This is a genomic window from Microcoleus sp. N9_B4, assembly GCF_036701635.1.
In the GTDB taxonomy this organism is placed as follows: domain Bacteria; phylum Cyanobacteriota; class Cyanobacteriia; order Cyanobacteriales; family Microcoleaceae; genus Microcoleus.
The window spans coordinates 16,439-39,560 of the sequence record NZ_JAUBRC010000020.1 but is presented as its reverse complement, the minus strand read 5'-3'; the positions used below and the strand labels follow the sequence as shown (position 1 = coordinate 39,560).

20 protein-coding genes are annotated in these 23,122 nt (G+C 43.6%); 7 read left to right on the top strand and 13 right to left on the bottom strand.

The features are described 5' to 3' along the window. Positions 1-301: 301 nt before the first annotated feature. The 3 genes from QUA43_RS15140 to QUA43_RS15130 all read right to left on the bottom strand — a co-directional run bounded on the left by QUA43_RS15140 (position 302) and on the right by QUA43_RS15130 (position 1,741). The gene (locus tag QUA43_RS15140) at positions 302-490 is read right to left on the bottom strand and encodes a DUF2949 domain-containing protein (RefSeq protein ID WP_333374968.1); all 189 of its coding nucleotides are present in this window, start codon (positions 488-490) and stop codon (positions 302-304) included. Positions 491-724: 234 nt separating this feature from the next. Further along, positions 725-1,108, bottom strand: a complete 384-nt coding sequence (locus QUA43_RS15135; RefSeq protein WP_333374966.1) for a hypothetical protein — start codon at positions 1,106-1,108, stop codon at positions 725-727. Between the two features lie 462 nt (positions 1,109-1,570). Then, entirely contained in the window at positions 1,571-1,741 is a 171-nt protein-coding gene (locus tag QUA43_RS15130) for a hypothetical protein (RefSeq protein ID WP_333374965.1), read from the bottom strand. 51 nt (positions 1,742-1,792) lie between these two features. On the opposite strand from QUA43_RS15130, the gene QUA43_RS15125 reads away from it, so the two are divergent. Then, complete coding sequence (locus tag QUA43_RS15125; RefSeq protein WP_333374963.1) at positions 1,793-4,702, top strand: PAS domain S-box protein; 2,910 nt, start codon at positions 1,793-1,795, stop codon at positions 4,700-4,702. Positions 4,703-4,824: 122 nt separating this feature from the next. Here the strand turns inward: QUA43_RS15125 and QUA43_RS15120 are convergent, their stop codons facing one another. Beyond that, on the bottom strand, positions 4,825-5,415 hold the full coding sequence (locus QUA43_RS15120) for a rhomboid family intramembrane serine protease (RefSeq protein ID WP_333374962.1): 591 nt from the start codon (positions 5,413-5,415) through the stop codon (positions 4,825-4,827). 471 nt (positions 5,416-5,886) lie between these two features. Here QUA43_RS15120 and QUA43_RS15115 point away from each other — a divergent pair, with 471 nt between their 5' ends. Next, entirely contained in the window at positions 5,887-6,264 is a 378-nt protein-coding gene (locus QUA43_RS15115; protein ID WP_333374961.1) for a Mo-dependent nitrogenase C-terminal domain-containing protein, read from the top strand. A gap of 359 nt (positions 6,265-6,623) precedes the next feature. On the opposite strand, the gene QUA43_RS15110 is transcribed toward QUA43_RS15115, so the two are convergent. Next, a complete protein-coding gene (locus QUA43_RS15110) occupies positions 6,624-7,082 on the bottom strand; it encodes a hypothetical protein (RefSeq protein ID WP_333374959.1) in 459 nt (152 codons plus the stop codon). A 449-nt stretch (positions 7,083-7,531) separates the two neighbouring features. Further along, positions 7,532-7,714, bottom strand: a complete 183-nt coding sequence (locus QUA43_RS15105; protein WP_015178554.1) for a ribbon-helix-helix domain-containing protein — start codon at positions 7,712-7,714, stop codon at positions 7,532-7,534. 597 nt (positions 7,715-8,311) lie between these two features. On the opposite strand from QUA43_RS15105, the gene QUA43_RS15100 reads away from it, so the two are divergent. Together QUA43_RS15100 and QUA43_RS15095 are read left to right on the top strand one after the other, a co-directional pair. Then, positions 8,312-8,941 carry a Uma2 family endonuclease gene (locus QUA43_RS15100; protein WP_333374957.1) on the top strand — a complete coding sequence of 210 codons (630 nt, stop codon included), beginning with the start codon at positions 8,312-8,314 and terminating at the stop codon, positions 8,939-8,941. A gap of 121 nt (positions 8,942-9,062) precedes the next feature. Continuing rightward, positions 9,063-9,680 (top strand): Uma2 family endonuclease, encoded by a 618-nt coding sequence (locus QUA43_RS15095; RefSeq protein WP_333374955.1) that lies wholly within the window; start codon positions 9,063-9,065, stop codon positions 9,678-9,680. 91 nt (positions 9,681-9,771) lie between these two features. On the opposite strand, the gene QUA43_RS15090 is transcribed toward QUA43_RS15095, so the two are convergent. The 3 genes from QUA43_RS15090 to bchB form a co-directional block, all read right to left on the bottom strand. Beyond that, entirely contained in the window at positions 9,772-10,056 is a 285-nt protein-coding gene (locus QUA43_RS15090) for a type II toxin-antitoxin system mRNA interferase toxin, RelE/StbE family (protein ID WP_333374954.1), read from the bottom strand. After that, the gene (locus QUA43_RS15085; RefSeq protein WP_333374952.1) at positions 10,053-10,274 is read right to left on the bottom strand and encodes a hypothetical protein; all 222 of its coding nucleotides are present in this window, start codon (positions 10,272-10,274) and stop codon (positions 10,053-10,055) included. Before QUA43_RS15085 ends, QUA43_RS15090 begins: the two co-directional genes overlap by 4 nt. A gap of 83 nt (positions 10,275-10,357) precedes the next feature. After that, positions 10,358-11,884 carry a ferredoxin:protochlorophyllide reductase (ATP-dependent) subunit B gene (gene bchB / locus QUA43_RS15080; protein ID WP_333375063.1) on the bottom strand — a complete coding sequence of 509 codons (1,527 nt, stop codon included), beginning with the start codon at positions 11,882-11,884 and terminating at the stop codon, positions 10,358-10,360. Between the two features lie 430 nt (positions 11,885-12,314). Here bchB and QUA43_RS15075 point away from each other — a divergent pair, with 430 nt between their 5' ends. Together QUA43_RS15075 and QUA43_RS15070 are read left to right on the top strand one after the other, a co-directional pair. Continuing rightward, entirely contained in the window at positions 12,315-12,755 is a 441-nt protein-coding gene (locus QUA43_RS15075) for a KTSC domain-containing protein (protein ID WP_333374950.1), read from the top strand. Positions 12,756-13,176: 421 nt separating this feature from the next. Next, complete coding sequence (locus QUA43_RS15070) at positions 13,177-18,690, top strand: AAA family ATPase (RefSeq protein ID WP_333374948.1); 5,514 nt, start codon at positions 13,177-13,179, stop codon at positions 18,688-18,690. A 276-nt stretch (positions 18,691-18,966) separates the two neighbouring features. On the opposite strand, the gene QUA43_RS15065 is transcribed toward QUA43_RS15070, so the two are convergent. After that, positions 18,967-20,178: an acetate kinase gene (locus tag QUA43_RS15065; RefSeq protein ID WP_333374947.1), complete on the bottom strand. Its 1,212-nt coding sequence runs from the start codon at positions 20,176-20,178 to the stop codon at positions 18,967-18,969. Between the two features lie 228 nt (positions 20,179-20,406). On the opposite strand from QUA43_RS15065, the gene psaK reads away from it, so the two are divergent. Further along, complete coding sequence (gene psaK / locus QUA43_RS15060; protein ID WP_333331916.1) at positions 20,407-20,667, top strand: photosystem I reaction center subunit PsaK; 261 nt, start codon at positions 20,407-20,409, stop codon at positions 20,665-20,667. 45 nt (positions 20,668-20,712) lie between these two features. On the opposite strand, the gene QUA43_RS15055 is transcribed toward psaK, so the two are convergent. The 3 genes from QUA43_RS15055 to QUA43_RS15045 are packed head-to-tail and all read right to left on the bottom strand — an operon-like array spanning position 20,713 to position 23,076. Continuing rightward, the gene (locus QUA43_RS15055; RefSeq protein WP_333374945.1) at positions 20,713-21,351 is read right to left on the bottom strand and encodes a histidine phosphatase family protein; all 639 of its coding nucleotides are present in this window, start codon (positions 21,349-21,351) and stop codon (positions 20,713-20,715) included. A 32-nt stretch (positions 21,352-21,383) separates the two neighbouring features. Then, positions 21,384-22,073: a DUF3226 domain-containing protein gene (locus tag QUA43_RS15050; RefSeq protein ID WP_333374943.1), complete on the bottom strand. Its 690-nt coding sequence runs from the start codon at positions 22,071-22,073 to the stop codon at positions 21,384-21,386. Continuing rightward, positions 22,066-23,076, bottom strand: a complete 1,011-nt coding sequence (locus QUA43_RS15045; RefSeq protein WP_333374941.1) for an AAA family ATPase — start codon at positions 23,074-23,076, stop codon at positions 22,066-22,068. Before QUA43_RS15045 ends, QUA43_RS15050 begins: the two co-directional genes overlap by 8 nt. Between the last annotated feature and the right edge of the window lie 46 nt (positions 23,077-23,122).

The window sequence follows — 23,122 nt, the reverse complement described above, 5'->3', positions numbered from 1 at the left end:
GCCACCAAATTAAACAAGACAAGCCCCGGCCGCCTAAAAGTTGCTGGGGTTTGTTTGATGCCGACTGCGATCGCCTCTTCGACAGATTGAAAGCAGTTTATTTTAGGTGGCAACAAAAATTAGGACACAGCAGTGCTGTGTCCCTACTGTAATATTGGTATTTTTATATTTAGGGCCAAATAAGACCCACCCTCAAATTAAACACTTAACCCTCTACTTTTCGACGACCGTTTGTGCAAGCTTTATTTGTCAAAAATTTGCAATCCGATATCCATATTTTTTAACTCAGGATTTTAAATTGCTAAGTAGGCTGAGCTTCCATCCAATCAAAAATCAGGTTTAACTGTTCCAGTGTTACTAACCCGTACTGCCACAGCACCATCGGCAGTTCGCTGGCATCTTGTTCACCGTGTCGGAGAGCAACGGCGATCGCAGAATTCGATATTGCCAACTCTCCCCGCAAATAATCGATCAGTTGAGCCTTTCCCATCACCTTCACCGCCAGTTTTATGCGCTATTGTAAAGATATTTAGCTAATCGGTCTGTATCGGAAGTTTAATTGGTCTAATTTTAGGTTCACAATAGAGAACATTGTGTGATGGAAACCGCACAAAAATTGTGATCAAACTCTGATAAAAAAGCGATCGCAGTCACAATAACTCCGAGAATCAAAAATTGGGTTCCGCGATCGCTCCTTTGCTTCACATCAATTTATTTAAAATTGCTAAAGTCCTAGCTGAAGCTGAACTCCCGCTTCTGTACCGCTGTCGGTTTGTTTTGGAGGTAAAGGATTTCCTTGACGCTGGGCGTCCGAAGGAGTAGTAATAAATTCCAATGGGCCATCGATTTTGAGGCGAAATGTGTCGCCCAAGCTTCTTTCCCTTCTAGCAGAATTAGCCGCCGTTTCTGGTTCACCAATCAAGTTTTGGTAGTCCGAGTCTAAGGTTCTGTCCTCCACAGTCCTTAACGAGTCCCCAGATAAAGTCGTTTCCGAATATTGGGGCGCTGGTTGCAGTCTTTGTTGGGCGAGAACCGCCGGGGTCAAACCGATAAAAATTGAGCTCAGTCCGAGAGCAGTGCCAAGAGTAGCAATAACTGCGTTCATCATCCATGCCTCCGCTAGTTGCATCCTACTATGCTGATTGTACCCAGTCGCAATTAAGTTGTACTCTATCAAAAGTAGCTGCTTGTGGAGATATCAATTGCAGTTGCTGTGAAAACTTATAACTTTCGATCGCGCTATCGGTCAAATAAAACTGACGCAGCAACCGGGTTTAAACGCCAAAATACGTCATTTCAGGCATGAGTCAACCAAAAACTCGATTGGTTTGATTAGCGCGCGTCAGGAGTGGAAAAATAGTTAGTGCTGGACGCACGGGCGGCTATCCATCGGTTTTTTTTCACGAAAATATTTCGTTGCAGACCGCCAAAACGCTACAAAAACCTGGTTTTAGATACCAGTTCAAAAAAAGAATGCAACTGTCGGCAAATTCTAAACCCTTACAGAACCAGTCTTTCTCAATTCTTTAATTCTTGAATCTCAAATCTATAATAGTATGAGCGTGTAGAGTCAGTCCAGGATTGATACTGCATTCATCTCGATCGCCCATGTTCCCAAAGCTCCCGATCGCGCTAAGATGGCGGTGGCAGTAGTTAAAAACTCAGTTGCCAGCGGCAGATTCCGAGTTATTAACAGCACTTTGCCTACTAAAACCATCTCAACTTCAAAATCTGCGCTCATCAAGTTGTACTTGACCGGAATGTTGTGGGTTCATAATAGTTATGTTTTACTATGCCAATTAAATATCTGACCGACCCGATTTTAAAAATGTCGGGCAAAGTGCCAATTCGCATCGTCCTTGTTGTGCCTTTTGCCCTCCAGACTTTCGCTGCCGTAGGGTTGACGGGGTGGCTGTCGCTGCGGAACGGGCGCATAGCCGTCAACGATGTTGCCGCACAACTGCGGGCAGAAGTCACATCGCGTATTCAGCAACATATTAATAGTTATATTGAAACGCCACACCAAATCAATCAGCTCAATCTCGATGCTATCCGTCTCGGCATTGTGAACGAGCAGGATAGTGATAGTTTGCAACGCTACTTCTACAAACAAATCAAAATTTTTGATAAAATTAGCTACATTCAATTCGCATCCGAAGCAAAAGATTTTATTGGAGTTGAACGCCTCGACGACGGCAAGTTGCAAGTTCAGATTTCTAATCGATCTACTGGCTATAATTTGCATAGCTACGCGCTGTCCGAGTTGGAGGAACCAACCAAACTATTAAAAACCACTCCCAACTACGACCCCCGCGTCCGACCTTGGTACATAGCTCCGGTGCGCGCAGGCAAATCGACTTGGAGTAAAATCTATAATTATTTTGACGCTCCCAAACTAGCGATTACGGCTGCTCAACCAGTTTATGGTGAGGATGGTAAACTGATTGGCATCCTGGGTTCTGACTTGGCACTTTCCAAGCTCAATCAATTCTTGGAAACTCTAAAAATTGGCAAATCAGGACAGACTTTTATTGTAGAAAGGTCTGGGCAATTGGTGGCAAATTCTACTCTAGAACCGCCATTTATTGTTAGCAATGGTGTTGCGAAACGGATTGTGGCAGCGAGTAGCAAGAATGTTCTAATTCGATCGACTGCCCGCTATTTGACTGAACGCTTCGGGGATTTGCACAAAATTGACAGATCTCGCCAGTTAGATTTTACGATCGACGGTCAACGGCAATTTCTACAGGTGACGCCGCTTTTAGACAGCAGGGGCCTCGACTGGTTGATTGTGGTGACGGTTCCTGAAGCCGATTTTATGGAAAGGATTAATGCCAACACTCGGTATACTGTGGTGATGTGTCTGGGTGCTTTGGTGCTGGCAACGGCGATTGGCGCTCTGACTTCTAGGTGGATTGTTGTACCGATTCGGCGTCTGAGCAAGGCTGCGGAGGCTTTGTCCCGGGGAGAATGGGATGGGATGGCGGTAGATTCCCGCTTGATGGCGTCTGTAGAGCGAGAGGATGAGGTGGGTGTCCTGGCTCGCTCTTTTAATATGATGGCGGATCAATTGGAAGAGTCGTTTACTACTCTCGAAGATCGGGTAGAATCTGCGATCGCCGACAAAAATCAATTAATTATTTCTCTGAAAAACTCGCAGCAAAAACTGGCTCTCCATCTTCACCAAACTCCTTTGGGAGCGATTGAATGGGATCTAAACTTTGAAGTAGCGGAATGGAATTTGTCAGCGGAAAGAATTTTTGGATACAACCGCTTGGAAGCAATGGGATGCCACGGAGTTGATCTCATAGTTCCTGAAAGTGCTAAGGAGTATGTCAGGCAACTATCTATAACTTTGCTCACTAATCAAGGAGGAGTTACCAGCCTTAACGAGAACATCAGAAAAGACGGCAAAATTATTCTGTGCGAGTGGTACAATACGACTTTGGTTGATGCTGACGGCAGCATCATTGGGGTGGCATCGCTGATTCAGGATGTGACTGAATTTCACAGTGCTGTGGAGAAGTTGCGGGCTAGCGAGGAGCGGTTTCGCCAGTTGGCAGAAAATATTCATGAGGTATTTTGGATTAGAGAACCCAATCAAAAGCAGCTAGTTTATGTAAGCCCTGCTTGCGAGAAAATATGGAATTTGAGCTGTCAGAGTTTGCAGTCAGAACCGGAGGCTTTTTGGGATGCTATTCACCCGGAGGATCTCGATCGCGTCAAGGCTGCTTTTGAGAAACAGGTGCGGGGCGATTATGATGAGGAGTATCGGGTAGTGCGATCCCCTACGGGGGCTACGCCAACGGATGGTTCAGTTTGCTGGGTGCGCGATCGGGCTTTTCCAGTCCGCAACGAAACAGGGCAAATTTACCGCATCGTTGGTATTGCTGAAGATATTACCCAGCGCAAATTAGCAGAAGAATTCCAAAAAGTCGCTCAAACAGCTCAAGCTGCAAACCAAGCCAAAAGCGCCTTTTTAGCTAATATGAGCCACGAATTGCGAACTCCCCTCAACGCGATTATTGGTTACAGCGATATGCTCAAAGAAGATGCCGAGGAGTTAGGTTGCGAAGATTTTATCCCGGACTTGCACAAAATTCAAACAGCGGGCAAACACTTGCTATCTTTAATTAGCGACATTCTAGATATTTCTAAGATTGAAGCGGGGCGGATGGAACTTTACTTAGAAACTTTCAACCCAGTTAATTTAATTGACGAGGTAGTTTCTACTGTCAAACCCTTGGTAGATAAAAATTCTAATAAGTTTGAAGTTGATTGTGGTAGCGACTTGGGAATGATGTATGCTGACATTACCAAAACTCGTCAAATATTGCTCAACCTGCTGAGCAATGCAGCCAAATTTACGGAACAGGGCACTATTACCCTCTGCATTGAAAGAGTTAAACATGACAGCTTAACCACTCAAGAAATAGCAGAACCTTCCGACTCAATAATTTTTCGCGTAGTTGATACGGGCATTGGGATTCCCCCCGAACAATTGCAGCATTTATTTCAAGCTTTTATGCAGGGCGACGCATCAACTACACGCAAGTACGGCGGCACCGGTTTGGGATTGACTATTAGCCGTCACTTTTGCGTGATGATGGGGGGCGATATGCACGTTGAAAGCGAGTTAGGTTGCGGTTCGGTTTTTACTGTGTGCTTGCCGGCCCGCGTTGAATTATTGGTCAGCAGTTAGTCTTGCTATCCGGGACGCAATTGTTACACAAGAAACCAGGTTTATTGACAAAAAACCTACGCTTTTAGATAATTTATGAGCAATAAACCAAGGTGATGATAGGATGCAGCCTCAGTCTTATTCTAGTTAAGTCGCCGTTTCTGCCGCCCCAAAAGTTGAGCTGTTAATACCCCGCCAACAAAGCCAAAGAAATGCGCTTGCCAGGAAACTCCCGGCTGTGAGGGCAAAACTCCCCAAATTAAACTGCCGTAGAAGAAACCGACAATTAAAGATACCAAAATAGATGTAAAACTGCGTTCAAAATAGCCCCGCAACAGCAAGAAGCCGAAGTAACCAAAGATTAATCCGCTGGCACCAATGTGAACGGAATAGGGCGCGCCAGTCAGCCAAACTCCGAATCCGCTGACTAGCACAGTGACGGCACTCACGATAAAAAAGTCGCTAATTTCTCGCAGCATTATCAACCAACCAAATGTCACTAAAGGGAGGGTATTGGCGGCTAAGTGAGCAAAACTGCCATGCAGAAAAGGCATCAACAAGATGCCTTCAAGTCCGTCGAGGCTGCGGGGGCGGACTCCGTAGGCATTTAGCCTGCCTCGGAACAGGAATACATCGACAATTTCGATAATCCAGAGGAGGGAGACGAAGCCACCGAGAATGGCGGCGTGGCTTTGCAATTCGCGGGTGATAGCTTTGGTTTCTGGGTTACTCATGGGTGGTGAGGGCGGTGATACCGATTATTTCTCATTGTAGAAGTTTCTGAGCGATCGCGAGCAAAGATAGTTGGGGCGAGGTTTCAGGGTTGTTTGCAGCAGAGCTTATTTAGAAATATTATAAGTTTTATTAAAAGTTCCGCATTTTCACGTATAGGATAATTCACCTGGATGCGTCACAATTGTAATTGAACTACAAAAGGAGAGTCAACCGAAGGTTGAAGCTAAAACGTAGAAGACAGAATTTTTACCCTATCAATCAATTGTTGGGCTTGAAATGAGGACACTTTTTAGAGCGCACACCGTCTTTAAAAAAAAATCAGGAACTACTTTTCTCGCCCTAAGTCATTAATTTAAGAAGTTCAATCCGGTAAAGTAAAACGAGATGCTGTAGATACTGATTGTAGATAATATAGCACAAGCTCTACAAAGAGTTCTTGGCACCTCGTTATCAAAGAGGAACAGAGCAAAATGAACGTATTTGAGCATACAGTCTCCTACCGAACTCTGCCACATTGGGTAGGGTTTGGCAAACAAGAAACCGCCGTTAATGTCGCTACAAATTCTCAACCTTACGGTCAAAAGCCACACTTTGACCCCTTGCATCCGCTAAAACAATGGCTTGATAACACTGCAATTAAAAGTCAAAAGTTGGCTCGGTTGCTGTGTAAGTTTATTCCCAGCCAGTGTCCATTTGAGCGAGAAGTCAAAATTGGCGATCGCACTTTATTATCCATTCCCCCACTGTGCAAGTTAAATCCGCTTTACGAGCAAGTGGTTGGGCTGCGCTTTCGAGCTTTGTGTTATTTGGCTGACGAATGTGGCGAAGATGTAACTCCTTATTGTTAATTCTGCAAAAACTTAAATTTCTCACTGTCTTTTCATCCTCCCTTCTCCTTGTTGGGGAGGGTTTTTTTATTTTGATACCATTTCTCTAAAATCGTGCAACACTCTTCGACCCCCCCTAGCCCCCCCTTGCTAAGGGGGGGAACAAGAATACTGTTGCATTCTTTTTTAAAATTGGTATGAGATTATTCGGCGCTTGAAACCTGTTAACCTCAAACTCAAATGTGGCGAAGGGCCGGTCATTTGAATTCGAGGTTAAATTACACCAACTTTTGTCTGCCTCAGCAGAAAAGCCAGATATTCTGTTAGATCCCCGGCTTTTTGAAGAAGTCGGGGCTTGAAAGAGCGATCGCATTTAAATACTAAAGGGAGCGAATCACTCGTTGTTCGAGAATGCGTTTGCCTTTGTTATAAATACTGAGGCTAGCTCCTGTAACAATGTAATCGTAGGTGCCATTTTTGGCAACGTAACCAGTCCCCTCTTCAGTTCGAGCACGCAGGGCGATCGTGCTGCCGTTACTCTTTTTAACGCCGTAGTAATATAGTTGATTGGCGTGGTTGTAGCACAGATAAATCCGAAAGTTGCTGGTCTCGAAATAGTTTGCCACTTTCTGTCTTTTGCGAGCACAAAAATCTCTCACCAGTTTTTGAGGAGTGGATACATTAGCTATTTGTATGGTTTCAATCGGAGACTGAGTGCGAGACGCTGTTGGTGCAGTGCTTGTGTTCGATTGTCCTATAGCCAAGGTTGCTGCTGGATTGCTGGCAAATAGCATTAAACCGAGTAAGCTGGTTTGTGTGAGTCTTGCTGTGAAGTTCATAAGTCATTCGTTTAAAATATGTTGATGCGTCTAATCTAGGTAAGTTGGATTGATTAGGGCGATCGAACAGTACAGTTTTCACAATCGGCCTCAAGGAGGAAATCCTTGGATGCAATTTCCGTTTCCCCTGAGATCGGGCACTATTCTCAATAAGCTTTTAGGGGCAGGCTAGAAGCCCGCCCCACAATAGGATTGAATGTATAGTCGAAAGTTCGTTACTGAGAATGATATTTTTTTGTGAGTTTCCCTGCAACTGACTAGCCGGCGGACAATTAAATAACTGGCACTTTCGATTGCTGATAGGACTTATGCACTAACAGGCGATCGCGAGGACAAAACAGAGAATTATTTTAAATATTGGGCGCCAACTGCGGGCGCTGATGCTAGTTTTCATCAATTTCGATAAGTGCGATCGGGCGACACGCACCAGCAACCCACGAGGGAAGTCTTTACGTGTCGCTTTTGGGCTTTTCCGGTTCAGAAGGTAGATCTCCCTTTTTTTTGGCTTCTAACACCGCTGTTTCAACGATAAAAGCTATCAAGCTAGCTGTGGGTCTACCTTGCCGATCGGCCCACAGTTCTAAGGATTCATAGATGTAGTCGGGGAGTGTGATGTGAACGCGCTTGCTCACTGTCAATATTTACTGTTTGCGAACGCTCCCAATCATACAAGTTTACGCCGATCGCGGTGTTATAACGCTATTTTAGTAATTTTCTGCTACCAATGAGGGCCTTTTGTGCAATAATTTGTACAGCACACCACAGGTGCAAAGTCAAAAGCCAGTCCCCCGCCGTGGAAAAGCAAGGACTGGCTATGGCTCCAATTAACAAGGAGATACACCTATTATGCCGTATGAGAAACGTCTCAGACCGTGGATCGTGGTTCGTTTGCTTCCAAATCTCCAAAGGGTCGTTGTCGGTCGGTTTCGCAGTTGGTCTGATGCAGAGGGTCATTTGCGAGTTCTCAAACAACTGCTTCCCGGTGCTCGATTGACCTTAGTTTTCGATCCGATCAATTAATTTTGGTGGCGAGTTGATAAGCGTGCGATCGCCCGCTTGTTTGAGAAGGGCGATCGTAGATGTTGGAATCTTATCAAAAACAGGCAAGATGCCTGTTCCACAAAGAATGGTTTTTGTTGTGGGGAGTAGGGGTTGGGCATCCTGCCCGCCCCTACTTTCGGGCAATGTTAAACTGGACGCAAAATATCAATTGAGTTGGGGAAAAAACCGTGACAGCTATTCTACAAGAAACAGAACAGTCAACAGCACAGCGCTACTTCACTCCCGAAGAATATCTAGCCCTGGAAGAAGCAGCAGAGTATAAAAGTGAATATCGCGACGGAGTAATTATTCCCATGACAGGTGGAACTACGAATCACAATCAAATCGCTGGAAATATTTATATCGCATTAAGCCTTGGCCTCAAAAAACATGACTATAGAGTGTTTTTCGGTGACGTGCGTCTGTGGCTGCCGAAAAAGCGAACTTATACTTATCCTGATGTGATGGTAGTTCCGGGGAAACCTGAGTATTTCAATAATCGCCAGGATACGGTGATGAATCCTCAAGTGATTGTGGAAGTTTTATCGAAATCTACGAAAGCTTACGATCGCAGTGATAAGTTTAAGTTTTATCAAACGCTGCCGACATTTCAAGAGTATATTCTGATTGACCAATCTCAGGTTTATGTAGAACAGTATTGTAAATTGGCAAATAAGCGGTGGTCCTACCGTAATTACGATGAAGAGGATGTGGCGCTAGTTTTTAATTTCTTTCAAGTTGAAGTGCCGCTGGCAGATGTCTATGAGAAGGTGGATTTTGAGGCGGAAAATGAGCCAGAAGAAAGCGGGGAGGAATAAGGGCGATCGCTTTTTTGGAAATGCAGGTTATCTTTTAAGTGAGCGATTCCCTTCGGGATAGCTTCGCACGCGCGTACTCAAAAGAAATATTTGTTCAACATCCTTGCGGGAGAACATCAAGATGACAGGCACTTTGCAAACAACCGAGCCACGTTACTCCACAGAAGAGCAATATTTAGCACTGGAAGAAACAGCAGAGTACAAAAGCGAATATCTCGACGGGAAAATTATTCCTATGACAGGCGGATCTACCAATCACAATCGGATCGCAGGCAACGTTTACATTGCTTTAAATTTCGCTCTTCCAGAACAAGAGTATGATGTCTTCATCGGTGACGTGCGTCTGTGGATACCAAAAGTGCGACTGTACACTTATCCCGATGTAATGGTAATTTTTGGGCTACCTGAGTACCGCAACAATCGCACTGACACGATTACCAACCCTCAAGTTATTGTGGAAGTTTTATCAAAGTCTACTAAAAACTACGATCGAGTTGACAAGTTTGCATTTTACAAAACTATTCCTTCTTTTCGAGAATACATTCTGATTGACCAAACAAAAATCAAAATCGAGCAGTATTCTAAAACCGAGAATAAAAGATGGTTGTATAGCGAGTATGATGAGGAAGATACGGAATTAGTGTTTAATTCCTTTCAGCTAGAAGTTCCTCTATCTGCTATTTATAAGAAAGTGAATTTTGAGCAAGTTGAGCAAGAAGATAGTCAAAATGAGGAGTGAGGGCGATTCCCTACCCTTCGGGAACCCCTGCGGGGAACGGGATAGCTTCGCTTCGCTTCACGCACGCTTGTTGGAAAAGGGCGATCATCACTTAATATACTTCATCATGCGTCCCAATATCAATCAAGACGATCAATTCCTCTTGCGTTTCATTATCTTGCTCAAAAGTATAGATAATTCGGCAATCGGACTCAACCCAACAAGCCCAAAGCCCTTCTAATTGCCCGCGCAGTTTATGTGCCTTCAATGACGGAGAAAATGGATCGTTTACTAACAACTCCAAAACCGAAAATATTTTCTCACCTAATTGCGAATTTCTCTTGATAACTCGTTTAAAAGCCCGTTTAAAACTGTTGTTCCAAACTAGAGTTTTCATTCTTCATCCAGTAAATCAGCTTTTAACTGTGCAAGGTGGCCTCGCTTGGCTGTGCCGGCTTTTAAAGCACTCAACACCTCTCTTGCATTGCTAGCAATTTCGACTCGCCGATTTTCAATTCGCCGTTTCTGAATTAATTCAATTAACAAATCTTGTTCTTCAATTGCCAGAGATTCTACATATTCGATCGCGGTCTGGAAAGCAACAGAATTAGCCATAAAGAACTTTTCTATGTTTGAAAAGTGACAGTGCATTTCTATTTTACTAAGTAAGGTGGGCAAATGCCCACCCTACCAATAAACTACGCGCCGACAGATTCCTTCGCTGCGTACAGCACCTCAACGGTAATCTTATCAATCCCCCGATCGCGCGCAAACTTCTCAGTATTCCGCTTCACCTTACCCCGCACAAAACCAGGGATTTTATTCAACTCAGCCTGTCCATCCTTCGTCCAACCCATATCAGAATCAGCCGAAATACCCTTGGTAATCACTTCCTTGGTATCGTGGCCGCCGAAGATTTCCAGCAAGTGGTCTTCCATTCCCAAAGTGAAGGAATTGTAGACCAAATCTACGCACTGATTCGTGCCTTCATAACCCAGAAATGGCTTGTAGCCGATCGGGAAATTTTGGACGTGAATCGGTGCAGCAATTACGCCGCAGGGAATATCCAACCGTTTACCAACGTGGCGTTCCATTTGTGTACCGAAAATCGCCGAAGGTTCCGCTTTGGCGATCGCATCTCCGATCGCCCCGTGATCGTCGGTAACAATTACTTCATCGCAATACTCGCTAACTTGTTCCCGGAACCAGTCAGCATCGTGTTTGCAGTAGGTTCCTGCCCACACAACGTGAATTCCCATCTCGCGAGCCAAAATCTTCGTCATCGCCGCTGCGTGGGTATTATCGCCAAATACGACCGCTTTTTTGCCAGTTAAGTTTTGGCAGTCGATCGATCGCGAAAACCAAGCAGCCTGCGACACAAACCGCGTTTGTTGGTCGATGAAATCTTCATAATCAACATCCGCACCTTGAGCGTTCAAAACTTGCTGAATCTTGCGAATACAGCGCGCAGTTTCTACCACACCCATCGGCGTAATATCCACCATCGGCGTGCCGAATTCTTTTTGCAAATACTCCCCGGCCATCATCCCCAATTCCCGATAAGGAACCAAGTTAAACCAAGCGCGCGGCAGTCTTTTTAAGTTGTGAACCGAAGCACCTTCGGGAATAACTTCGTTGACTTCTATTCCCAAATCTGCCATCAAACGCTTTAGTTCGGTGCAGTCGTGCTGGTTGTGGAAACCCAGCGTAGACATACCGATAATGTTGACAGATGGTTTTTCGCTTTTGGCTTCTACTAAATCGCCTTTTTTGCGGGCTTTGTTAATGTAAAATTGGACGATTTGATCCAAAGTGCGATCGGCAGCTTGCAGTTCGTTTACCCGATAATGGTTAACATCCGCCAGCAATACATCGCCTTTGGCATCCAATTGAGCTCGTTCCACGAAGTTTTCCAAGTCTTCTTGCAGAATGCTGGAGGTGCAAGTCGGGGTGAGCACGATTAAATCTGGGTGTTCTTCTCTGTCTTTGCGGGTGATGTTGTCCACCACCCGTTCCTGCGAACCCCGCGCCAGTACGTGTCTGTCAACGACGCTGGTAGTCACCGGGGTGAAGTCCCGTTCCCTCTCCAGCATGGAACGCATGACGTTGAAATAGTCGTCTCCAATCGGTGCGTGCATGATCGCATGGACGTTTTTGAAGGAAGTGGCGACGCGCAAAGTGCCGATGTGGGCTGGGCCTGCGTACATCCAATAAGCCAATTTCATAGGTTTTTTTCCTGGTGCTGGTTGAGAATTGCCGATCGGGCGATTACTGCTAAATTTTAAGGTTGTTTCTGATTTTCTCACCGGATGAATCCTTGAGAAATAGTAACTTTCTGAGGATTTACAGATTTGAGAAATGCTCAAACGCTTTGCCTGCTTGGCATTTGACTAGCAATTCAAACAACTTTACCTTGGTTTTGTGGCAATAATTCTTAATTTATTGTCAAGTTTCGTTAATAAATCGGCAAATTTTATCAACGTAGGATACCCCTGGCGCAACTTACACCTAGATTGCTGCCAGAATTTTTCCAAAGGTATATATTGACTTTTTAGTCAATTTAAAATAAACTATTAATTAATCCACTATTTTCCCGGCATCAAAACTTGCAAAGCGGGGGAGATATTGACGTAAAATCAATCCTTGATAAATCCCATGAAACTATCCAAAATAGACCTGAACAACGTCTTAGCAGTTGGTCACTCTAACGGCAAGCTAGGACTGTTAATCGATCGGGGGGAAGAAGTCGAGTTTATCGAAATTGTCGCTCCCGAAGCTGCAATGCAAGGGCTGCAAATGGTTGATTTCATCGCGAATACAGATTCAACCGAACTCAGTGCTGGTATAGAATCACAAGAAATTGCTTCAAGCCGAGAACCAATTGCGATGATGTCGGTAGATTCCGAAATGGCTAGATCCATCGGATACGATGAAGAGGAGCAAGTTTTGCAAATAGAATTTAGCAGCGGGTCAGTCTATCAATACAGCGATGTGGAACCCCAAATGTGGGAATCTCTACAAGATGCTGATTCTACAGGCAAATTTTTTAACTCCGAGATTAAAGGTTATTATTCGAGCCGGCGCGTTGATGACTAGCGTGTAGTTAGGAGTTGCACCTTTGGGCGATTTGATTGAGGTGTGAGGCCTTCATTCAAGCAATCTCCTAAAAGCTGAGATTGTTTTTTTTCTCAGGCGTGCGATCGAGTCTCACAGTAAATCCTTGCACAAATCCTGTATTTGTGCTTTTCTTTACGTAACTGCTGAGGTGACGAAACCCCGAGGGCGCTTTTGTCACCTCAGCAGTTCTTTGCTGTCAAGGCGTGTCTTCCCACACATCCCAAAAGATAGCTCTTGAGCGATAATGAAGAATAACATAGGATTTACGAAAAGAAACCCGATTTACACGAAAAAATCTTGGGTTTGTCAACGACTAGCAACGAAGAAACCCGGTTTCTAGCCCGCCGCGCGTCAGTCCTGTAACATTGACAAAGCACACCTAATTTGAGAGAACCCAACTATGATGGCAATTCCCGGCGTTGCAGTTCTCGCTCTCATTTATGAAAGCAGCACTTCCCTGGTTTACCGCGGTCACAACGAGCAGAACAACCAACCTGTTATTATCAAACTTATCAAAGAAGACTATCCGACTCCTGAAGAACTGAATAGATACAAGCGCGAATATCAGATCACTGCCAACTTAAGCCTGTTGGACGGAGTTGTGAAAGTGTATAAGTTGCAACAGGTTAGAAATAGTCTGGCAATGATCTTAGAAGATTTTGGCGGGGAATCTTTAAAAATATTTATGGGTTCCCAAAAATTTACCATTTTAGGATTTCTGACTACGGCCATCAAAGTTGCTGAAACTTTGGGAGAAATCCACGGGAAAAATGTAATTCATAAAGATATAAATCCCTCTAATATAGTTTTTAATCCAGCTACCGGACAAGTTAAACTCATAGATTTCAGCATCTCAACTGCATCAAACCTAGAACACGTTCCGAATAAAAATCCTAATTTTTTAGAAGGCACTTTAGCCTATATGTCGCCCGAACAAACCGGCAGAACGAACCGGGTAATCGATTACCGCACCGACTTTTATTCCCTCGGCGTGACCTTCTATGAAATCCTGGCAGGACAACTCCCTTTTCCCACTACAGATCCGATGGAGTTAGTTCACTGTCACATCGCCAAACAGCCAGTACCTCTCGCTGAAATGGCCCCAGAAATTCCTCAAGCTGTTTCAGATATTGTGATGAAATTGTTAGCAAAAACCGCTGAGGAGCGCTATCAAAGTGCTTGGGGACTAAAAGCAGATTTGGAATCCTGCCTGTTTCAGTGGCAAACATCTGGGGTTGTTTCTGAGTTTCCTCTCGGCAGCCAAGATATTTCCGACAAATTTCAAATACCTCAAAAACTTTACGGCAGACAGCGAGAAGTTGAAACTCTTTTAGCGGCATTTGAACGGGTAGCAGCAACAAATAATCGAGGCTACCGCACCGACGATTCTCAAATTTCTGTCATCAAAAAAGAGATCAAATCGAAAAAAGAAATTCCCTTGTCAGTCCTGGCGAGAGGACAGCATAAATCCCGCAGCGAGATGATGCTGATTGCAGGTTATTCCGGCATTGGCAAATCTGCAATGGTGAAGATTTTAGACAAACCGATTACCCGCAGACGTGGATATTTTATTTGGGGAAAGTTTGACCAGTACAAGCGGACTATTCCTTACTCTGCCGTTGTCAGCGCTTTTTCGGAATTGGTGCGGCAACTGTTAACTGAAAGCGAGGCTCAATTAGCAGTTTGGCGCGAAAAACTCCGCACTTCCTTCGGTCAAAACGGGCAAATTATTATTGATGTCATCCCCGAAGTTGAACTAATTGTCGGAGCTCAGTCTCCTGTAGCTGAATTGGGGCCGACGGAATCTCTGAACCGCTTTAATTTAGTATTTCAAAATTTCATTCGCGTATTTTGCCAGCCAGAACATCCGCTGGTCATTTTTCTCGACGATTTGCAGTGGGCTGATTCTGCTACTCTCAAATTGATCGAATTGATGATGACAGATGAAGCTACGCAATATCTGTTTTTAATTGGTGCTTATCGGGATAATGAAGTTAGTCCTACTCATCCTTTAATGATGACTGTGGAGACGCTGCGAAATCAGGAAGCTATCATTAATCAGATTGCTTTGTCGCCGCTGGGGGTGGAAAATATAACTCATTTGATTGCGGAGACTTTGCACAGCGATCGAGAATCTGTTAAACCTTTAGCTGAATTGGTAATTAGCAAAACCGACGGCAATCCTTTTTTTGTCAATCAATTCCTACAAACATTGTATCAGGAAAACCTGCTAGTTTTTCACCCGCCACAGTCGGGGAGCAAGGGCGGCTGGCATTGGGATATGACTCAAATTGAGCAGTGCGCTATCACTGACAATGTAGTAGATTTGATGGTACAAAAATTGAGAAAACTGCCAAGTTCAACGCAGCAAGTTTTGCGTTTAGTGGCTTGTTTGGGCAACGAATTTGACTTAAATACTCTTTCTTTAATTCATGAAAAAGAAGCCTCGGAAACTTTTTCCCACCTGTTGCCGGCGATTAAGTCGGGACTGATTCTGCCAACTTCGGAATTGGAAAGCAAGTCATTAGATTACGTGCTGTTTCCGCTATTAATTCTGAATTATAAATTTTTGCACGATCGGGTACAGCAAGCAGCTTACGCTCTGATCGACGACTCGCAAAAAAAGGCAGTTCACCTGAAAATAGGCAGGCAAATCCTAGAAAACACTCCGGCTGAATATCGCGCTGACAGAATCTTTGAATTAGTCGATCACTTGAATGTAGCTCGATCGCTAATTAGAGACGATCGAGAATTAATTGAGCTGGCAACGCTGAATTTAGACGCGGCCCGCAGAGCCAAAGATGCCACTGCTTATGTTGCTGCCTTGCAGTATTTGACCGCAGGTATGGACGGTTTGAACGCCGATATTTGGGATGCCCACTACGATTTAGCGTTTGCCTTGCACATGGAGCGGGCAAATGTTGAGTATTTAAACGGTTATTTCGAGAATTCTGAAGAATTTATTAATATAACTCTGCAAAAAGCGCGATCGGCCTTAGAAAAGGTAGAAATTTACAACCTGCTGATCGTGCAGTATACCCTGCGGGCGAAGTACGAAGAAGCCGTTAAAGCCGGAATTAAAGCTTTGGACTTGCTAGGCATTGACTTGCCGCTAGACGGGCTACAAAAAGTCATATCCGAAGAATTTGCAGCAGCCACAAATATTTTAGCAGGTAGAGAAATAGCTTCCCTAATTGACGCCCCCGAAATGACTGTACCCGACAAAAAAGTTGCAGTCAAACTAATTACCAACTTGCTGACATCGGCGTACCTCAAAAATCCCGACTTGTGGAAAGTCAGCGTTTTAAAAGGAGTCAATCTTTCTCTACAATACGGTTTAGTACCCGAAGCCTCTCTTTGCTATGCTGGCTACGGTATGTTCTTAAACGCAGTTTCGGGAGATTACAAAGCTGCTTATCAATTCGGCTTGCTATCGCTGAATCTCAGCGAAAAATCGGGCAATATCGGCTTGAAGTGCAGAGCTTGTTCATCCCTGGTCAGTATTTTTTATTACTGGTTCAATCACATCAAAGATTCCCACGCAATCAGCAATGAAGGATATCAAGCAGCTTTAGAATCAGGAGATTTAGAGTATGCGGGTTATATCCTGTCCAACCGCATAGCTAACTCATTTTTTCAAGGTAAAGAAATCTCGCAAATTCTGGCCGACACGAGCAGGTATTTGCAGTTCAGCCAAAAAACCAAAAATCAACTCGTAACCGATATATTATTAGGGGTAGAGTTAATCCTGCGTAACTTGAGCAAACTAACTCCTGAAAAGTTTGTATTTGAAAGCGAAGATATCAGCGAAGCTGAATACGTACACAACTGTCAAGCTCATCAAAATTTGTACTCGCTCTGCCTTTATCAGATTCGCAAATGCCAGGTAATGTACTGGTACGGCAACTTCAACGAAGCGCTACAACTAGCTTTTGAAGTAGAAAAACAGCTATCTTTTATTACCGGAGCGATACCCGCTACTGAATGGAATTTTTTCTTTTCTCTAACTTTAGCCGCAGTTTTCCCAAATGTTTCAGAAGACAAGCAAAAGGAATTCTTGGAAAAGTTAGAGGAAAACCAAAAACAGATGAAAATTTGGGCAGACAACTGTGCAGAAAATTTTCTGCACAAGTACCTTTTAGTACAAGCAGAAATAGCCCGAATTTCCAAGAAAGATTCAGAAGCTGTAGAACTGTACGATTTCTCTATAAATTTAGCCCAAGACAATGAGTTTGTCCAAAATGAAGCGCTAGCTAATGAACTAGCAGCTAAGTTTTGGTTGAGTAAAGGCAAGTATCAATATGCCAAAATCCACTTGCGCGAAGCTCACTCGTGCTACTTGCGCTGGGGTGCAGTTCGCAAAGTAGAAGATTTAGAACAGAAGTATCCGCAGTTGCGGGAAATGACGCCAATCAACGGCAGTTTTAACAACAGTCAAACTACCACAACTATTCATACTTCTACTGGCAGCGATGCTAGAGTGCTGGATTTGGCAACGGTAATGAAAGCATCTCTGGCGATTTCTAGCGAAATTGTCCTCGATAAGTTGCTGGCTTCTTTGATGAGAATCTCCTTAGAAAATGCGGGGGCTCAATTAGGTTTTCTGATTTTAGTCAGAGATGGTCAACTGTTGATTTCAGCTAAAGCGTCAGTATTTGCTGAAGATGTAGCTGTGCTGCAATTTACGCCTGTTGGAGACTATCATGATTTACCTGTGACGGTGATTAATTATGTGGAAAGAACTCGCTCGGATTTGGTGTTGAGCAATGCGGCGGCTGAGGGACTATTCACAGCCGATCCTTACATCGCTAAACACCAACTGCAATCTATTTTGTGTACTCCAATCATCAACCAAGGCAAACTGATCGGCATTCTTTATTTAGAAAACAATTTGACTGTCGGAGCATTTACTCCCCACAGATTGGAAGTTTTAAGGTTGCTTTCTTCCCAAGTTGCTATTTCTTTGGAAAATGCTCTACTTTACAATTCGGTGGAACAGAAAGTACAAGAGCGGACGCAGGAGTTAAATGAAAAGAACGAGCGTTTAGAACAAACTTTGCGCGAACTTAAACTAACTCAAGCTCAATTAATCCAAACGGAAAAGATGTCTAGTTTAGGGCAAATGGTCGCTGGTGTAGCTCACGAAATTAATAATCCTGTAAGTTTCATCTACGGCAATCTCAATCCGGCTAGCGAATACGTTAAAGACTTGCTAAAATTGATTGAGCTTTACCAGCAGCACTATCCAGAACCTGCTGATGAAATTCTAGAAGAAATAGAAACAATTGAGCTAGAATTCTTGAGCGAGGATTTGCAAAAGCTGCTGGATTCCATGAAAGTAGGTGCGGAAAGAATCCGGGATATTGTGCTAAGCTTGCGGAATTTTTCGCGCCTCGACGAAGCGCAAATGAAGTCGGTAGATATCCATCAAGGCATCGACAGTACGGTGATGTTGCTGCAACCGCGCCTGAGAAAAGAGGGCGGGCGTTTGGGAATTGAGGTGATTAAAAATTACAGCACGCTACCCCTAATTACTTGTTATGCGTCTCAGTTGAATCAGGTATTTATGAATATTTTGACAAATGCGATCGATGCTCTCCTCGTCGCAAGAGATTGCCCGGAAAACTCTCATCAACAGCCTACGATTACAATTTCTACAGAGGTGACAGACAGGAATTCTGCCATAATTAGAATTGCCGACAGCGGGCCGGGGATGAGCACTGAGGTGCTGCACAAGATATTCGATCCATTTTTTACAACTAAGCCAGTGGGTTCGGGAACTGGTTTGGGATTGTCTATTTCTCACTCGATTGTTGTCAGTTCTCATGGCGGAAAATTGACTTGCGTTTCTGCACCTGGAGAGGGGAGCGAGTTTATTATTGAAATTCCGATCGCCCCCAAGCAAGTTTTGTAATCGGCGCTACCATCAACCCACAGCATTGCTGAAAGAGTAATGATGTTTCAGGGAAAATGGAAGAATAAACGTCTCGACCTCTCTTTATCTGCGTAAATCAGCGTCCATTCATTGTCATCTGCGGTTAATACATTCTCTTTTTTTTACCGCAGATGAGGGCAGATAAACATAGATGAACGCAGATGAATTAGATCAATTCCGGTGGCGCCGTTCGTGATTGTTGACGATTCTGCGAAGCTGAGTGGGCATCGCGGTTGCAGGAATTCATACAATAATTTAGTGATAAAGTTTCCAGCATTCTCGCGCAATTTCCCAATCCTCCTGTGTGTGAATTACCAAAATTCTCACGGCTGAATCCACTGCCGCAATATCTTGATCGATCGCTGACTGTTGATTTTTATCCCCATCCAATTTTAACCCGATAAATCCAAAAGCTTCGCAGGTGGCAGCCCGCACAACAGCGGAATTTTCCCCAACTCCCGCCGTAAAAATTAAGGCATCTAACCCTCCCAAAGTCGCCAGCATGGCACCAATTCCGGCACGCAAACGGTGGATATAAATATCCAAAGCAAGTTGAGCTCTCTGATTACCTTGGGCGATCGCATCTCCAATCTGCCGCAGATCGCTAGACACGCCTGAAATCCCTTTTAAACCTGAATTTCGATTGAGAATACCATCAAGTTTCTCAGCAGTAAAATCGGATTGTTTTAACAGATGAATGAGAATGCCTGGATCGATCGAACCCGATCGACTTCCCATCATCAAACCTTCCAGAGGCGTAAATCCCATCGTCGTGTCAACACTCACGCCCTCGCGAATGGCCGCCAGAGAACATCCGTTGCCCAAATGACAGCTAATCAACCGCAAATCTGCCAAATCTTGACCCAGAATGTCGGCGGCCCGACGCGCGCAATATTGATGGCTAATCCCGTGAAAACCGTAGCGTCGAATCCCATTTTCCAGCCATTCATAGGGGCCGGGATAAACAAAGGCTGCGGGCGGCAATTGTGCGTGAAAAGCGGTATCAAATACTGCTACTTGCGGCACATTTCCGAGGATTTTTTCAATCGCTTCGATACCTTCGAGGTTAACGGGATTGTGAACGGGGGCGAAAACAGATAAACGGGCGATCGCCTGTTTAACATCCGGCGAAATTAACGTACTTTGCTGATAATCTTGTCCGCCGTGTACGACGCGGTGGCCGACAATATCAATCTCCTTTAAATCATTAATGGTTTGAGTTTTTCCCCTCCAAAGAGTCTCCAGCATTCGAGAAATAGCATCTTCGCGAGACTCGGATGCAAATTCCTCTTCAAGCCGATCGCCTTTTGCTGTTTTGACTTTCAACTCTGCTATACCCTGCTGGTGAGTCCAATCAATTTGAGCCTCCCAGAGGGGTTGCAAAGGTCGATCGGGCAGGGCATCGTTTAACTCGTAAAGACAGCTCTTTTGACTGCTAGAACCCGCATTTAACACCAGTATTTTCATGCTTGATTATGTCCTGTTGATTCGTGCTTTCGATCGCTAGGCGATTGCAATCGCGTCTTGTCAAACTTTCGTCCGCCTGCACAGACTAAGAAATCTTGAGATCCTGGGAAATTTATTAAGAAAAATGTCGAAAAATTAACTGTTAATGCAATGTGTAGCTAACAGTTGCATTTTTTTGATATATCTTCTATGCAGATTTTCATTTACTAAAGTTTAAGGAGCCGATCGATGTTTACACCAATTTTACTTGCCGTTGCCCCCAGAACCGTAGAGTGGAGCCCCACGATCGGTTTGATTATGATTCTTTGCAATATTTTAGCTATTGCGATCGGCAAATCAACCATCCAGAATCCTACCACAGGCCCAGCAATGCCCTCATCAAGTATGTTCGGCGGTTTGAGTTTGGGTGCAGTTTTGGGCACTACTGCCTTTGGTCATATTTTGGGAGCAGGTACTATTTTAGGATTGTCTTACATAGGCGCGATTTAGTTTCAGACGCTCCGGGTAGGCAGTGCGCGCACCCTACCCGCAATTTCAAGTACCGGGTAAATTCTGGAGAGTTTCATCCATGTACGATCGATCGCCCAAAACCTCCAGCAACGGGCCGCGCACGTCAAACTTGACAATACTGACAGAAGCTGCTAAAGCGGCAATGCGATCGCGATAACGTCCCAAATCAATCCCCAACAGACTGCACAGAATAATTCTAATAGTTGCTTTGTGGGAGACAACCAACACATTTCCATTCTTATATTTTTCCTCAATTTCTGCAATAACTAAGGAAGCTCTACTGGCAATTTGCACCGAAGTTTCGCCGCCGTTTGGTGCATTCCAAGCAGGTTCAGTCAGCCAATTAATATAATCTTCTTCGTATTCTTCTTTGACCTCTTCTACTGTTTTGCCTTCCCACTCACCGTACTTAATTTCCCTCAGTCCGTCGCGAAGCTGCATTTCAATTCCCACAGCATCGCACAAAGGTTTTGCAGTAGCAATTGTGCGTTTCATGGGACTGACATAAATAGCATTCCAAGGCAATTTTGCGTAAGTGGCGGCAAACTGTTCTGCCATTTTAACACCTTCTGCTGTTAATTCTGGATCGATAGCGCCGCAGAAGCCACCTGTTTGGCTGTAAGTCGTTTCACCGTGTCGTACAAAGTAGATTTTTAAGCTCATGAGTTAGTTAATTGTGTGTGAATTTTACTATGTTAGCAAAAGAGTGTAAAAAACTCCTTCAAATCATCGAGTGCAGGATGAGCCCAATTCCAAATATCTTTTTTGTGTTCCATAACATACTCAAACTCAGACATACTGCATTTTCTGCCAGCTTGTTTCTGATCCTGCTTTGAGCAAGTATCATACCTAATATAGTTGTTAATCCAAAATTTATCAAAATCTTTCTGCTTAATTTCCTTTCCCTCCTTTTCTTTTATGCAACTTCTCCAGCTATCTAAACAATCAGCATGAGGAGATTCTCTAGCCTTTATTGTCTTTAAAAGCGTTTCCAGTTCGCCTTTACCTCCAACATTTGTAAAGTAACAAGCCAATTTTGCATTTGTTCCATGATCTGTACAAATATCGATAAATTGTTTAGTGCTTGACAAGCTTTCAGCTTCAAACACCTGTTTTATACATCTATCTACAAATTCCAGCCGTTCTCGATCTGAATAGTTATCAATATCAATAATAATTCCAATCTTTTCTATATCTGTTTTTTGAAGGTCGGCTTTTAAAGCTTTTAAAGCATTAGTTAATTTTTTTTCATCCAAGCCTGACAAAGCTTTATACTCCTCTATATAAATAGGTTGTTCTATCTTGATGTTGCAGTTGAGAAATTCAACCATTGCTTTCATAAAAATCGCATCATTTTTACTTTCTACTATTACGAGATTACTCACCTCTCACTCCTTTTTGATGTTCTAGTGCGTAATTCAAGGTTTCTAAATCCCGCCGTATGCCGATTATTTGATCTGTTTTCGGTTTCTTGGCTAGTTCAAAATATGCGCTGCTACATTCCTGATTTTGTTCTAAACCAACATCAGCAAATGCTTGCAGCATCTCTAAACTGTGAGTTGTAGCAAAAATCTGGGTATCCAGTTCCACCGCCAACCGAAATAAAATTCTCCAAAACTCCTCCTGCTTTGTATGGTGAATGCCATTTTCTATCTCATCGATTAGCAATATTTTATACTTATTGTTGACCAGTTTAAGGATTATTTCTCCAACTCTGTTAATGGCATCTCCAAACAATGATAAAGGCAAACGCTTTTCGCCTTTTCTTCTCAAGTAGAGCGTGGGTTCTCCAATCGAAAAACTCTCTACTGATTCTATAGAAGAGTCTAAAACTTGAAAAGCTTTCAAAACTTCGCTATCTTTGTCATCCAAACGCGCGTTATCGTATGCTTGTGTGAGCTCATTGCCAGAAGTTTTGTTAAAACAGGGAATAATTGGCACTTCATTATTATTAGGAAAAAGCTCATAAGTCGTTAAACGCTTGGCAGAAACTTCTGTGGAAAACGCAGTAGATAAATCTTCGTTTCTGATAAATTCAAGAAGTATAATATGTTTCAATGAATTGCTATCTAGTGTAATTCCTAATCTATCGGTATTATTATTGTCATCTGTCCCAATAATTAATATGGTTCTCTCTTTTTTAAGCCCATAAAATAAGTTATCCCAGATTCTATCTGGCATGGCTTCTATGGCTTTTGATGGCTCTCTTCTAAGTTCTCTTAGCATTGCTAGACTGCCAGCGTCAGGAACAACATTGAGAAAAAGTGCTTCTAGCAAGACTGTTTTGCCGGCATTATTTTTACCGCCGATTAAATTGACTCTTTCAAACCCCGAAATTTTGATTTGCTCAAAACACCTAAAATTTTGGATTTCTATTTCTTTCAGCATTACCGATCCTGTTGAATTAATCTAAATCATCTGCGTTAATCTGTGT

What these genes read in the sequence shown, in the direction of transcription:
- QUA43_RS15140 (WP_333374968.1), bottom strand. Translation starts at nt 490, where the DNA reads ATGGGAAAGGCTCAACTGATCGATTATTTGCGGGGAGAGTTGGCAATA.
- QUA43_RS15135 (WP_333374966.1), bottom strand. Translation starts at nt 1,108, where the DNA reads ATGATGAACGCAGTTATTGCTACTCTTGGCACTGCTCTCGGACTGAGC.
- QUA43_RS15130 (WP_333374965.1), bottom strand. Translation starts at nt 1,741, where the DNA reads ATGAGCGCAGATTTTGAAGTTGAGATGGTTTTAGTAGGCAAAGTGCTG.
- QUA43_RS15125 (WP_333374963.1), top strand. Translation starts at nt 1,793, where the DNA reads ATGCCAATTAAATATCTGACCGACCCGATTTTAAAAATGTCGGGCAAA.
- QUA43_RS15120 (WP_333374962.1), bottom strand. Translation starts at nt 5,415, where the DNA reads ATGAGTAACCCAGAAACCAAAGCTATCACCCGCGAATTGCAAAGCCAC.
- QUA43_RS15115 (WP_333374961.1), top strand. Translation starts at nt 5,887, where the DNA reads ATGAACGTATTTGAGCATACAGTCTCCTACCGAACTCTGCCACATTGG.
- QUA43_RS15110 (WP_333374959.1), bottom strand. Translation starts at nt 7,082, where the DNA reads ATGAACTTCACAGCAAGACTCACACAAACCAGCTTACTCGGTTTAATG.
- QUA43_RS15095 (WP_333374955.1), top strand. Translation starts at nt 9,063, where the DNA reads ATGACAGGCACTTTGCAAACAACCGAGCCACGTTACTCCACAGAAGAG.
- QUA43_RS15090 (WP_333374954.1), bottom strand. Translation starts at nt 10,056, where the DNA reads ATGAAAACTCTAGTTTGGAACAACAGTTTTAAACGGGCTTTTAAACGA.
- QUA43_RS15085 (WP_333374952.1), bottom strand. Translation starts at nt 10,274, where the DNA reads ATGGCTAATTCTGTTGCTTTCCAGACCGCGATCGAATATGTAGAATCT.
- bchB (WP_333375063.1), bottom strand. Translation starts at nt 11,884, where the DNA reads ATGAAATTGGCTTATTGGATGTACGCAGGCCCAGCCCACATCGGCACT.
- QUA43_RS15075 (WP_333374950.1), top strand. Translation starts at nt 12,315, where the DNA reads ATGAAACTATCCAAAATAGACCTGAACAACGTCTTAGCAGTTGGTCAC.
- QUA43_RS15070 (WP_333374948.1), top strand. Translation starts at nt 13,177, where the DNA reads ATGATGGCAATTCCCGGCGTTGCAGTTCTCGCTCTCATTTATGAAAGC.
- QUA43_RS15065 (WP_333374947.1), bottom strand. Translation starts at nt 20,178, where the DNA reads ATGAAAATACTGGTGTTAAATGCGGGTTCTAGCAGTCAAAAGAGCTGT.
- psaK (WP_333331916.1), top strand. Translation starts at nt 20,407, where the DNA reads ATGTTTACACCAATTTTACTTGCCGTTGCCCCCAGAACCGTAGAGTGG.
- QUA43_RS15055 (WP_333374945.1), bottom strand. Translation starts at nt 21,351, where the DNA reads ATGAGCTTAAAAATCTACTTTGTACGACACGGTGAAACGACTTACAGC.
- QUA43_RS15045 (WP_333374941.1), bottom strand. Translation starts at nt 23,076, where the DNA reads ATGCTGAAAGAAATAGAAATCCAAAATTTTAGGTGTTTTGAGCAAATC.